The organism is Deltaproteobacteria bacterium (assembly GCA_021737785.1).
GTDB lineage: Bacteria > Desulfobacterota > DSM-4660 > Desulfatiglandales > Desulfatiglandaceae > AUK324.
Genome location: JAIPDI010000010.1, coordinates 21,094 through 34,309 on the forward strand (window position 1 = coordinate 21,094; position 13,216 = coordinate 34,309).

Genomic DNA, 13,216 nt, shown 5'->3' on the forward strand with positions numbered 1-13,216 from the left:
GTGGATGATAAAAGCGTATTGATTGTGGGTGGAGGGATCGATGGGGTCAGCGCGGCCCTTGAAAGGGCAAAAAACGGGGAACAGGCGACCATCGTGGAAAAATTTCCCACTCTCGGCGCCGAGCGGATCCCCAGAGACCGGCTCATCAAACCCGGAGAGGCGTTTATCAATCCGGATTTGGACGCCGTGCGTCATCACGATAGTATCAGGATCCTGACCTACAGCGACCTAAAGAAGGTCAAAAAGGATAACGGGAAGATTCAGGCCCGCGTTCTGAAGCATAGCCTTAGAGTGGACAATACCAAGTGCACCGACTGCAAGGCCTGCATCAAGGTCTGCCCTGTCAACATGTTTGATGATTTTGACGAAGGGTTTACGTTCCGGACGGCGGTGGATTATTTTAATCCGGCCACGGGCGAGTACAACATATTTAAAGAAGACATGCCCGTCTGCCAGCGAAGTTGTCCGGTCAATCTGGACATCCGGACCTATGTCGGTCAAATCGCCGACGGGAACTATCTCGACTCTTTGGCCACCATCAGGGACCGGCTTCCTCTTCCGGGAAGCATCGGCCGGGTCTGTCCTCACCCTTGTGAGACGGCCTGCAACCGGCAATACCTGGATGAACCGATCAGCATCTGTTTCCTGAAGCGGTTCGTAGCGGATGTGGAGCTGAACAAAGGGATTGAGCCGGTCTATGAAGTCCCTGAAAAGAAATACCCCGAGAAGATCGCCATAATCGGGGCCGGGCCCGCGGGCCTGACCTGCGCCTATCACCTGGCACGAAAAGGATATCAACATATTACCATTTACGAAACACTCCCCGTGCCGGGGGGCTACCTCTGGGTGGGAATCCCGGAATACCGGCTTCCCAAAAAACTCCTGAAACGTGAAGTGGACCTTATTGCCGGTATGGGCATTGATATCCGCTACAACACCCGCGTAGGTGAAGACGTCTCTTTTGAAGATCTCAGAAAAGACAACGACGCCCTGTTTATCGGAGCGGGCTGTCACCGCGGGCTTAAGCTTCGGGTGCCCGGCGAAGATGAATATGAGGGCAAGGGGATTGTGGACTGCGTCACCTTTTTGAGAGAGCAGGCCCTTGGAAAACCCTTTGATGTCAAAGGCAAACTCATCGTGATCGGCGGCGGAAACGCGGCCATCGACTCGGCGCGGGTGGGATGGCGGATGGGTTTTGACGAGGTGTACATCCTTTATCGACGGACCAAGAAGGAGATGCCCGCCAATCCGTGGGAAATCGACGCAGCCGAACACGAGGGGGTCATCCTCCAGTATCTGGCTGCTCCTGTTGAGATATTGGGAAAAGATGGGCGGGTCTCGGGCATGAAGTGCATCAAGATGGAACTGGGAGAGCCCGATGCCTCCGGGCGGCGCAGGCCTGTAGCCATTCAAGGTTCGGAATACGTCATTGATGCGCAGACCATTGTGCCGGCCATCAGCCAGGGCACCAACCTTGATTTCTTAGGCGAAGATCATGGGATTGACATCAATCGCTGGAATACATTTGACATCGATCCGGAAACAGGAGAAACCAATGTCCCGGGCGTTTTTGCGGGCGGAGACGTGGTAACCGGTCCTGATATCGCCATTCGTGCAGTTGCTGCGGGCAAGAAGGCGGCAGACGGCATTCATACCTATCTCAGGAGCAAATAGATGATCTACGAAAAGCAAAAAAGGTATATTATCCCATTCGACGATGTCCCAACACCGAGGGCAGAGATGCCCGAGATTTCGGTGGATGAGAGGCGGGGAAACTTTGCAGAGGTGGAGACCGGGTTTCCCGAAGCGGTGGCACTGGCTGAGGCCAAACGATGCCTGAGCTGCCGACGTTGTCTGGGATGCGCCCTGTGCTGGGCCGAATGCGGGCCTGAAGCCATCGATTTCTCCCTCCCCGATGAGGAACTGGACCTTCAATTTGATGAGGTGGTTATCACAAAGGGACAGGACAACGCTTTTTATCCGATTGCCGCCGAGCTGGGCTTCGGAACCTACGCAGACGTGATCACCGATCTCCAGTTCGAGCGGATGCTCTCACCCACCGGACCCACGGACGGTCTGGTGGTCTCCCCCCTCAACGGAGACATCCCCCGGCGTCTGGCCATTATCAAGGCCGATTCTAAAAAGGATGACGACGGGCGGTCCTCAGCACTGGTCTTGGGCGTCAACGAGGCGATCATCGCCCTGGACAGGGTGGAGGGATTGGAGGCGGTCCTGGTGGCCCCTCTCAGCCAGGGATTCAAGGAGGAGTTCCTTTCAGAGGCTGAGCGGGTCTCCGGGCTCAGGATAGTGGACGGGGCCCCTGATTCTGTTGAAAGGACGGCCGAAGGAACCCCCCTGGCCCTCCGCTACTCCATGAATGGTCAGCAACAGGAAGAGGCGTTTGATCTGGTCGTGGTCCTCACCACGCCAAAGACTCTCCCCGAACTCGTTTCGTTGAGTAAACGGCTGGATGTGAATATCTCGTAAACGGGAAGACGACCCTCTTTCCACCGGCCGTGACCCTGCCAGGCATCTGTTGAGATCCGGCTATCTCCCTGCGACGTTAAGCGTCTCTTGGCGTTCCGGCCGTTTCAATGGCCGGCAGCTGCATTGACTGAGGGAATCTCAGGGAAAATGCGATTCTCCACACCAATTTCCACGACTCGCACTCGCATATCGCAGCATTTCACGTCGATTCAAGATGATGAAGGGTCCTGTGACCGCAGAAGAGGGGGCCTCCTTTGAACCGAGGCCGTCACTTTGTAACCTTTTGACTTTTTTGTCTCTATAGTAAATACTCATCAGAGTGAATCGACATCAACTCTTGAATAAAAGGAACCCCATGAAGCTGAATAAAAGTATTTTATCTATCGTGGTATTCATCTGTTTTAGTTTTTTTATGTTGTCTTTGGGATGCAATAATAATGTTGAAGCCGGCCCGTTGGCACCCGATTTTTCCCTTTCAGATCTTTCAGGTCAGACAATTTCTCTGGAACAACACCGCGGCAGTGTCGTACTCCTGGATTTCTGGGCCACATGGTGCGGTCCGTGCAAGATGACCGTCCCTTTACTGGCCAAACTCCATGAGCAATACAAGGACAACGGCCTGGTCATCCTCGGCATTTCAGTGGATGATCCGCAGCTGATTAAGGACGCGGATCTACGCAACTATAAAAAAATGACTCAGATTGACTATCCGCTCATGCGATTCAACCAGGAAATAATGGAGGACTATTTTTCGAGCGGGCAGATCGCCATACCCACCATGTTCGTCATTGACCGCAGCGGGCGGATCCGCGATAAGATTGTTGGATTCCAGCCTGATGCCCTTGAAAAATCCGTGGCCGCAGTGATTCGATGATTATCGATTTCCATACCCACCTTTTCCCCCCCGCCTTCAGGCAACAGAGGGATCAACTCGTTCATGAGGACCCTGCGTTTCAATCCATCTACAGCTTTCCCGATGCCAGGCTTGCAAGTGCAGAGGACCTCATCCGGAGTATGGACGAAGAAGGGGTCCAGCGGTCGGTCGTCTTCGGGTTCCCCTGGGAAAAAGCCGGGCTTTATACCAGGCATAATGATTATATTATCGAATCGGTCCATCGATACCCCGATCGGTTAACCGGCTTCTGCACCTTTTCGCCCCGCGCCCCGGGGGGCGCCCGGGAGGCCGAACGCTGCCTGGAACAGGGACTTTCAGGCGTGGGGGAATTAGCGGTTTACGGCTCCGGGCTCACTTCAGAAGTGGTCAAGGGCATGAAAGACGTCATGGATCTCTGCTCTCGAACCAACGCACCGCTCCTCCTCCATGTAAATGAACCGGTGGGACACGCCTATCCGGGAAAGACCCCCAACACCCTCAAACAGATATACGACTTTGTCAGGGAATATCTCTCCAACCGGATCGTGCTGGCCCATTGGGGAGGGGGTCTTTTGTTCTACGGCCTCATGAAAAGAGAGGTGAAAGAGGCATTACACAATGTCTGGTTTGACACGGCGGCCTCGCCCTTTCTTTACACCCCTGAGATCTACCGGATTGCCGGGGAGATCGTCGGTTTCGAAAAGATCCTCTTCGGAAGCGATTATCCCCTCCTCAGTCCGGGGCGTTATTTCAAAGAAATGGTCTCAGCAGGCCTGTCTTCCGAACAAATGGACCAGGTCAAAGAGGTAAATGCCGCACGATTGCTGAAATTCTGACCTCCGGGCGATTCCTTTCCTCTATTCTTCTTTTGTCCACCCCGCCCGCTGCCTCTGGATTCAACTCGTAAATCATCAAAAGGCCCTCATTACGATTGAGAATGAGATTGGGCATGTTTCGCCTGAGTCTCACTTCCTACACCTTCCACGTCGATCGTCCAGAATCTCTCGCAATTTCTGTGATAGGTCAGCTATCCTGATGGGTTTCTGAATAAAGCCGTTACACCCCCGATCCAATATTTCTTTGACCTGGCCATTCATGCTGTAACCGCTGGATAGAATGACTTTCATATCTGGATTGATCGCCTTCAGCCGGTTAAATGTCTCACTGCCGCTCATACCCGGCATGATCATATCCAGGATGATGATGTCAATTGTTTCCCAGGATGCTCTGTATGTTTCTATGGCTTCGGTGCCGCTTCTGGCCAGAAGAACCGTGTAACCCAATGTTTCCAGCAATTCCTTCACAATTTTAGTGATCATCTCCTCATCATCGACCAAAAGAACTGTTTCGGATCCCTTTTGAATCCCTGCACGTTGTGCGTCTTCCTCGGGTGCCGCATTTCCAGTCACTTTTAGACAAATATGAAAGGTAGTTCCATGCCCCTTTTCACTATAGACGTTAATGAAGCCGCCATGATTTTTGATGATCCCGAAGGCAGAGGCCAGTCCCAGCCCCGTCCCTCTCCCCATCTCCTTGGTGGTAAAGAACGGGTCAAATATTCTCTGCCGGGTTGCTTCATCCATCCCAATCCCAACATCCGTAACAGATATCCTGACATACCTCCCCGGATCCACCGCATAGGATATGCTATCCTCTTCATCGATTACGACGTTTCTTGTTTCAATGTACATCTCTCCGCCCCCAGGCATTGCATGCCAGGCGTTGACATACATATTCAGCAACACCTGCTCTATCTGCCTCCGGTCTGCCTCCACAATCCAAATATCATCCTGATAGGTGGAGTGAATGGTAATCTCTTTCTTTGTCCTTCCGAACATCTCAGAGGTCCTCGATACAATTTCATTCAGGTTCACGGGTTTCACTTCATACTTTCCACCTCTGGCGAGGCCCAAAAGCTGTTTGGTAAGATTTGCCGCATTTTGAACATAATCTTCTATGATCTTGAGATGCTCAACAGGAGGATAAGATTCATCCATATTCATCAACATCAAGGAGATCCTTCCCTGGATCCCCATGAGGATATTGTTGAAGTCATGGGCGATACCGCCGGCCAGCGTACCTAAAGACTCAATCCTTTCGGCCACCTGGATATGATTCTCAAACCTTTTTTTGGTCTCCTCTGCGAGCCTTCGTTCAGTCACATCCCGTATGATACCTCTATATCCGAGCGGCTGACCTTCCATGTTCCTGACAAGAGATACAGAAGCTTCCACATCTCTCCTGGAACCGTCCGGCCTCAAAACTCGCCACTCCGCACTTTGTTCGGGTTCCACGGTATTGTAGACCTTGTCGAATGCCTTTTGTACTTGTTCAATATCTTCTGTATCCACATAGTCTCTGGTATTCATCCCCATCAGCTCATCTCTGGGATACCCCATGATTTTAGACAACGCGTCATTAACAAGGGTAAAATTACCTTGAAGATCAACTTCATAGTAGCCTTCTTCGATATTTTCCAGGATGGTTTTGTATTTTTCCTCACTCTCCCGAAGGGCCTTTTCAGACTGTTTTTGCTTCAAGATATCACGGACTGTGGCAATGATATATGTATTGTCCCCAAATGAAATCTCGCTTGAGTAGACCTGTACATCTACAAAGGATCCGTCGCGACGGAGATCTCTTAATTCGTAAAGACGATCTTCATAATGCGGCCATCTTTCTCGACGTTCCAGAAGTATTTTACGGTCTTCCTGACAAATAATATTTGAGATATCCATCCCAAGCACGTCGCTCTTTACCTCGAATCCGTGCATCTGCAGCCATGCCTGGTTTACATCGATGATCTTTCCATCCAGCGTCAGACTCATCGCTTCCAAGGAACCTTGAAACAGCGTCCGGTACTTCTCTTCAGATTCAGCCAAATCGTTTATGGCGCGTTTCCGCTCTGTAACCTCCTGTTCAAGTTGTTCATTGATAGAGGTTAGCCTCGCGGTGAAGGCCTGCTCTTTTAGCAGGGCCTTTTCCAAGTTTCGAACCAATATGGCCAGAGAGACGACAATCACACAGCTCAGAAAGGCAAACGTTACTGAAGTCGTTCTCCATGTACCCAATGTGTATGGCATGGTTAACAGCCACTTCAAGTGGCCCGCACTCATTTGCTGTGCCAAAATGAATAACGTACATATGTTAAGGGCTGAGGCGGTGAGTCCGGCCCAAAGGCCCAGTAAAAGCGTGGCCGTTACGGCAAAGGTGAAGAGCCAGATGGAACTGGTTCCCATCGGTCCCACGGTCAGCAGAGTGGCTAACCCAAGTATATATAAGATAAAGAGACCAATTCCCGCACGAACGGCGAAGGGAATGGGACGCACCAGTAAAATGATGACCGCACAGAGATAGACCGATGTATAGAAGATTGCACTGCCGGGAAGGTGTCCTCTCGTTACGGCATACCTGAGCGTCGATACGTAGCTTAGCAGCCCAAAGAGGATACCGCTTGAGAAAATTACAAAAAAAATGCGCTCACGCCAGACATGCAGGGGGCTGTTTGAATTGCCGACATCCGTATAGGAGTGCATAATTCAACCTCGGAATATTTCATGGGTCGTTGATGAATAATACAGAGTATTGATTTATTTTTCCATATATTAATTATTTTTTTCAAGATGACCTGATTGCCAGAGGATAGAAAAGGGCTTCCGCCCACCGGCAGCGAGCATCGGTCCGGTAGATCCGGCTCAGGATATGATTAAGAAAGATTAAGAAACAATCTGTCGCTCGCCAATCGGGCAGCGGGAAACGCTCCCTCCACCGGCCAACTGACAGAAATGGGTGTGCGCCCCGAGTTTTATCTTGGGCTGAAATTGATCGGTTAAAATAGTCAAAATATTCATCAGCAGGCCTGTCTTCCGAACAAATGGACCGGATCAAAGGGGTAAATGCCGCACGATTGCTGCACGGCTGACCCTGATGCAACCAGTCTTTTCTCTCTTTTTATGACCAACCCTCCCGTTTCTTTGGAATTCAATCCACAAATAATGAAAGGCCCTCATATCAATCTACCCTCCGCCATTGAAAATGGAGAGCAGTTCTGATATGCTGATTTCGGCAGTTTATCCCTTCCCGCCTTTGCTTGGGATTTACCATCAATAGAAATCAAGATGACCATGACGCTCAAAGAGGAAAGTCATCCAAACGCCGGTTCTTCTCCTTTTAGACGGAAAGTGCTCTTATGGAAACAAGTCATACTCGAAGATCAACAGGGTTCTTGATTGCCGCCATCCTCCTTATCCTCTTTCAGGGCGCCTGGGCCCAGGAAGATGACACGGCCCGACCCTCGCCCCCCGAGAGACCCGCCTCACTGACCCTAATCAGGGCCCTCATGTGCGAGGAGATGAGAGAATTCGAACCCCATAACGAAACCATTATTTTCTCCGCAACCTTGGGACAGGCCATCTGTTTTACAGCCTTCGACCCGGTCCCTGAAAAAACAGAGATCTACCACAACTGGTTCAAACGGGACCTCCCTCAAGGCAGAATCAAACTAACGCTCAAGCCGCCCAAATGGGCCAGCTTCAGCAAGATCCGCCTGCCAAGTTCTGATGCGGGTCCGTGGAAGGTTGAGATCACCGATGCGAACGGAAAGATTTTCCAGACCTTGCGTTTCAGTGTAACGGAGTAATTGTTGTTGCAAAAAATCCTGATGCTTATCTCCACCATTCGATGGCAGGATATTGTTGATATCGCTTTCAACAGTTATATCCTATTTCGTCTCTATGCGCTTTTTCGAGGGACGGATGCCTTCCGGGTCCTCACCGGCATTGCCTTCCTTTGGGTGCTGCAACGAATAGCCGTGTCCATCGGCCTTATTCTCACGAGTTGGATGATGGAAGGCATCATCGCTGTGGCAGCTCTTATTGTGATCGTTGTCTTTAGAAACGAGATCCGATCCGTTTTCCGGGTCAGGAATATCTGGGCTATTCTCTGGGGTCTGCCCCAGAAACAGGCCAGGACACCCATTGATATCATCACACAGAGCGTTTATGGACTGGCGCAGCAGCGTATCGGCGCCCTCATTGTGTTACCTGGCAGGGAAGACATAGAAGAGGTCGTTCAAAAGGGCGTGCCCTGGGATGGGAAGATCTCCACGGAGATGATCAAGAGCATCTTCTGGCCGAACAATCCGGTGCATGACGGGGCCGCCGTTATTCGGGGAAACCGGGTAGTGGAGGTCTCAGCCATTCTGCCCCTTTCCCAAAGAAAGAATTTACCCTCCGTTTATGGGACGAGACACAGGGCCGCTGCGGGATTGTCTGAGATAACGGATGCCCTGATCATTGTCGTGTCCGAGGAAAGAGGCACGGTGACCATAGCCCAGGGCGGCGACCTGAACAATATCCATTCGGAAAAAGACCTCACCATGGTTCTCAAAAGGCATCTGGGCATTCGGGAAAACAGGACCCGTTATCTGAAAGAAAGACGCGAGCTTTATGCTGCCGCCTTCGTCTCCCTTCTCATTGTGTCCGTTGTCTGGTTCAGTATCAGCAGAGGCTTTGACGCCATCAAGACTTTTGATATTCCCATCGAGTATGCCAACCGTAATCCGAATCTGGAGCTGTTGAACACATCCACGGCCTCGGTTCGCCTATATTTGAGGGGATCCAGGGCACTGTTGAGATCCATTCAGCCCGAACAAATCCGAGTAGGAATAGACCTAAGCAATGCCGTCTCTGGTTCTAACACGTTCGCCATCACCAATGAACACCTCTCTATCCCGCCCGGACTTTCATTGAAAGAGGTCAGGCCCATGGTCGTCGATGTCACCATTGATGAACGTGCCCAGAAGGCTCTTCCCGTGCAGGCGGATTGGGTGGGGAAACTGGCGCCGGGGCTTATTCTTGTCCGATCAACTATTATTCCTTCAAAAGTGGAATTGATCGGACCCAGGACCATCCTTGACAGCATGTCGACGCTCTACACCACCCGCATCCCCTTGAACGACATCACCCGTACGGGGAAGACAGACGCCAAACTGGTCATCCCTTCCGCCCTTCTGACGCTGAAACCCGGCTCAAAAGACAAAGTGGTTGTGGAGTACGAGGTGAAGGAAAGGAATGAGTAGGCAGCGATTCCAGTTTGTGGTTTCCATTGAAATAACCTTTTCTTTCATATATATTCCCATCTGAAATGAACGACTCCCGCTTCAATGTCCAAAGCACATAAAATTATATCATGCTGATATTATTTATTTTCTTTGTTACCTTGGGTGCGAGGATCCACTTGGACACCTTTGTCCGTTCTTTTTGAGATAACATGTGGCCCTGTACATACAACAGGGGGAATTCCAGGAGTGCTTTCCATAGCCCTTTAAAGGGATCAGCCACGTATGATAATGGGCGACTGACAAATGACACGTCAATCGTTATAAGGGGAGAATAGGACATGGATCAACCGGTAAACCTGGAAAAAAGAGGGGGGATGGCGCTTGTTACATTAAACCGTCCGAAGGCCTATAACGCATTCGGTCTCGACATGATTAAGGTGTTGGCCGACATGCTGATTGAACTGGCCGTTGACCGGAATGTGACCGGGGTGGTGATTTCAGGCGAGGGGAAAGCCTTCTGCGCCGGTGGCGATTTGAGATGGATCAGTCAATGCGGGGAGCGTCACGGATCGGCATTTCATGAACTGGCCGCCCGGTATCATCAGGCCATATTGGAGATACGACGCATGCCCAAGCCGGTGGTGGCGGCCATCAACGGACTGGCTGCTGGAGGGGGGTTTTCCATGACACTTGCCTGCGATTTCAGAATCATGGAGGCCTCGGCCCTCCTCAGACAGGCCTATACCGCAAACGGTCTGAGCATCGACGGTGGCGGGACCTATTCCCTCCCGCGACTCGTGGGGATGGCAAGGGCCCTGGAGATTGCCGCATTCGACCCGCCCATTGATGCTGAAAAGGCCCTCTCCTGGGGTCTCGTGACTGAGGTGGTGGAGGACGGAAAGGCGCTCGACAGGGCCATTGAAATGATCCAGGTCATACAGCGGGGCTCTCTCACCTCCTTTGCCGCGTCAAAACGCCTGATGACAGACTCCTTCAATACCTCCTTTGAAACCCAGCTGGAAAAGGAGCGGCATCTCCTGGCATGGGCCGCGGACCAACCGGGAGGCAGAGAAGGAATCGCGGCCTTTCTGGAGAAAAGAAGGCCCATTTTCAATACGGATTGTTGAGAGATGGGTCCAGGGTAACCATGTATACGGCATATTTCGGTCTCAATGAAAATCCCTTTTCCCTTACGCCCGATCCCCGCTTTCTTTTCATGAGCCAGCGGCATCGAGAAGCCCTGGCCCATCTCCTGTATGGCATGGGCGACAAAGGGGGCTTTGTCCTCCTGACCGGTGAGGTGGGGACCGGCAAGACCACATTGTGCCGGAGTCTGCTGGACCAGGTCCCTGAAGGGGTGGAGGTGGCCCTGGTCCTGAACCCCAAACAGACGGCCCTCGAACTGGTGGCCTCCCTCTGCGACGAGTTGAAGATCGCCTATCCCGCCGGTACAGACAGCCTCAAGGTCCTCATCGACCGGCTCAACCGACATCTATTGGATATTCATGCCGGCGGCCGTCGCACCGTACTGATCATCGACGAGGCCCAGAACCTGAGCATCGATGTATTGGAACAGGTCCGGCTCCTGACCAATCTGGAGACCTCCACCCGCAAACTCCTGCAGATCCTCCTCATCGGTCAACCCGAGCTTCAGATCATGATGGCCCAGCCCGAGTTGAGGCAGATAGGCCAGAGGATTACGGCCCGTTACCACCTGAGCCCGCTCCTCTCTGATGAAACAGCCGCCTATATCCGACACCGCCTGGAGGTTGCAGGCTGCAAAAGACAGTTGTTCACAAAGGGATCCCTCCGGCTGGTGCATACCCTTTCCGGGGGCATTCCTCGACTGATTAACACCATTTGTGACCGCGCCCTCTTAGGCGCCTATGCCAAACAGCTTGAACGCGTCGACCGGCAGTTGCTGCGAAAGGCTGCATCAGAGGTCATGGGTCCCAAAGTTATCGCCCGGCCCCGCAGATTGATCGGCTGGGCCCTGGCCCTTTGGGCCTGTGCACTGGCGTGGGCGGGATGGCAGTTCATCGTCCACCCGATGATCGAAAACCAGATGATGATATCAGAGGAAGGACCCCACAGCGCCCTTTCCGAGGCGGCTCCCACAGTCCCGAAGCCGCAGTCGGAGAAGCTGGAAAGAGCCGATGGAAAGACTCTGAGCGCCGGGCCCTCAGCCGAGGCGGGGGAAAAGCCTTTTACCCCCGAACGTCTCAGCCATAATATGAAAGCAGAGGAAGAAAAGACCGACGATCCGGATGCGCTGACTGGATTGCTGGCAACCGGGACAGTCAGAACGGACATGGACACGGCATTTGCGGCCCTCCTGAGACAATGGCAGGCCGACTATCCAGGGTTAACCGGAACCACTCCGTGTGAACGTGTCGGAAAGATCGGACTCCGCTGCTATATGGACAAGGGCAACTGGACCACCTTGCGTCATCTGAACCGGCCCGTGATCCTGAAGCTGCTCGACCGTGATCAGCGACCGCATCATGTGGCGGCCATTCGGATGAAGGACCAGATGATTACGCTGGTCTTGGATGATCAACAGGTCACACTGAACCAGGCCGCGATCGAACCCTTCTGGTTTGGAGAATTCATACTGTTATGGAAACCGCCGGTCCTGGCTTCATCTGTGATCAAGGAGGGGGACAGGGGGTCGGACGTGCTGTGGCTGCGCGTTCAACTGGACCGGGCACAGGGAACCGGGTCTGCGGATTCCGATCTGAGCGGATCACAGGACCCGTCGCCCAGCCCATTGTTTGATGAACAGCTAAAAAGGCGGGTCATGGAATTTCAGCGAACCAACTTTGTGAAAGCGGATGGCATCGTGGGAGAGCAGACATTGATTCAATTGAACAAGGCGAGCGCAGACAATGCCACTCCTTTGTTATATACCCGGGCAACGAAGGGAGAGAAGCATGTCGTTTATCCTTGACGCGCTCAAACGCGCTGAGCGTGACCGCCGACTGGAGCGGCCGCCTGATTTGACCGCGGTTTACGAGGAAGATCATCTTCCACAAAGGGGCATTCGGCCGTGGCTCTGGATTGTCGGCATCTTTCTGGTCAGTGCCATTGTGGTCGGACTTATCCTGTGGCCCGACGGCCCCGATCCTCCCCCTCCCGTCGTGCCGACAGAGGCTTCTATCGCCCGGGCCGCATCTGAGACAGCCCCGCCGCCTGCAAAGATAGACGCACCCGCTTCCCCGGCTTCACCGGAGAGGAGTGTCCCGAGCCCGCCAGGTCCCTCCCCGGCCCCGAAGCAGGAAGCCCCGCCTGCCCCTCCCCCGAAGACGGCGGATGACACAGGGGCCAAGGCCCTTCCGGAGACAGGGTCCAAACCAGCCGGCGAAACACCGGATGTGAAGCCCCCACCCTCGGATGAAGGCACTCCCCCGGCTCCGGCCCCGTCTGTTCCGTCAACCAGGGAGATCGAACCTGTTGAACCGGCGGCGCCCCAGACAGAGGCGGATCCGGACAGCCCCCCTCCCCCGCTTCCGGCCGACCTGCAGACCGAGGCGAGTCCCGTCAAACCGGCATCCATCCCCTTGCTCAGCGAACTCCCCTTCGAGGTCCGGGAAAAAGTGGGCGAACTCCAGATCAATGTCCATTCATACTCGGAGAATCCGGCCGAGCGTCTGGTCTTTATCAATATGAAAAGTTTCAAGGCCGGAGATCAACTCAAGGAGAACGGGCCGATCCTGAAAGAGATCACGCAGGAGGGGGTGATTATCGATTACGGAGAGGGTCAGGCCCGGGTGCAGGTCTGGCGATAGGGATAA

General features: G+C 53.1%; 10 protein-coding genes. 9 read left to right on the forward strand and 1 reads right to left on the reverse strand.

All coding sequences use genetic code 11. From position 1 onward, the window contains the following. The 4 genes from K9N21_07000 to K9N21_07015 all read left to right on the forward strand — a co-directional run bounded on the left by K9N21_07000 (window position 1) and on the right by K9N21_07015 (window position 4,197). Window positions 1–1,674: an FAD-dependent oxidoreductase gene (locus K9N21_07000; protein ID MCF8143648.1), complete on the forward strand. Its 1,674-nt coding sequence runs from the start codon at window positions 1–3 to the stop codon at window positions 1,672–1,674. Next, entirely contained in the window at window positions 1,675–2,487 is an 813-nt protein-coding gene (locus K9N21_07005; protein ID MCF8143649.1) for a hypothetical protein, read from the forward strand. It abuts the gene before it with no gap. Window positions 2,488–2,941: 454 nt separating this feature from the next. Next, the gene (locus K9N21_07010; protein MCF8143650.1) at window positions 2,942–3,361 is read left to right on the forward strand and encodes a TlpA family protein disulfide reductase; all 420 of its coding nucleotides are present in this window, start codon (window positions 2,942–2,944) and stop codon (window positions 3,359–3,361) included. Further along, window positions 3,358–4,197, forward strand: coding sequence for an amidohydrolase family protein (locus K9N21_07015; protein ID MCF8143651.1), 840 nt, complete (start codon window positions 3,358–3,360; stop codon window positions 4,195–4,197). Before K9N21_07010 ends, K9N21_07015 begins: the two co-directional genes overlap by 4 nt. 129 nt (window positions 4,198–4,326) lie before the next feature. Here K9N21_07015 and K9N21_07020 read toward each other — a convergent pair whose 3' ends face one another. Next, entirely contained in the window at window positions 4,327–6,897 is a 2,571-nt protein-coding gene (locus K9N21_07020) for a PAS domain S-box protein (protein ID MCF8143652.1), read from the reverse strand. Between the two features lie 803 nt (window positions 6,898–7,700). On the opposite strand from K9N21_07020, the gene K9N21_07025 reads away from it, so the two are divergent. From K9N21_07025 to K9N21_07045, 5 genes are all read left to right on the forward strand, one after another. Continuing rightward, complete coding sequence (locus K9N21_07025; GenBank protein ID MCF8143653.1) at window positions 7,701–8,000, forward strand: DUF2914 domain-containing protein; 300 nt, start codon at window positions 7,701–7,703, stop codon at window positions 7,998–8,000. Between the two features lie 3 nt (window positions 8,001–8,003). Next, window positions 8,004–9,440, forward strand: coding sequence for a diadenylate cyclase CdaA (gene cdaA, locus K9N21_07030; protein MCF8143654.1), 1,437 nt, complete (start codon window positions 8,004–8,006; stop codon window positions 9,438–9,440). Between the two features lie 320 nt (window positions 9,441–9,760). After that, complete coding sequence (locus K9N21_07035; GenBank protein MCF8143655.1) at window positions 9,761–10,549, forward strand: enoyl-CoA hydratase/isomerase family protein; 789 nt, start codon at window positions 9,761–9,763, stop codon at window positions 10,547–10,549. Continuing rightward, on the forward strand, window positions 10,465–12,372 hold the full coding sequence (locus K9N21_07040; protein MCF8143656.1) for an AAA family ATPase: 1,908 nt from the start codon (window positions 10,465–10,467) through the stop codon (window positions 12,370–12,372). Before K9N21_07035 ends, K9N21_07040 begins: the two co-directional genes overlap by 85 nt. Further along, complete coding sequence (locus K9N21_07045; GenBank protein MCF8143657.1) at window positions 12,356–13,210, forward strand: general secretion pathway protein GspB; 855 nt, start codon at window positions 12,356–12,358, stop codon at window positions 13,208–13,210. The genes K9N21_07040 and K9N21_07045 overlap by 17 nt, the downstream gene beginning before the upstream one ends. Window positions 13,211–13,216 lie beyond the last annotated feature (6 nt).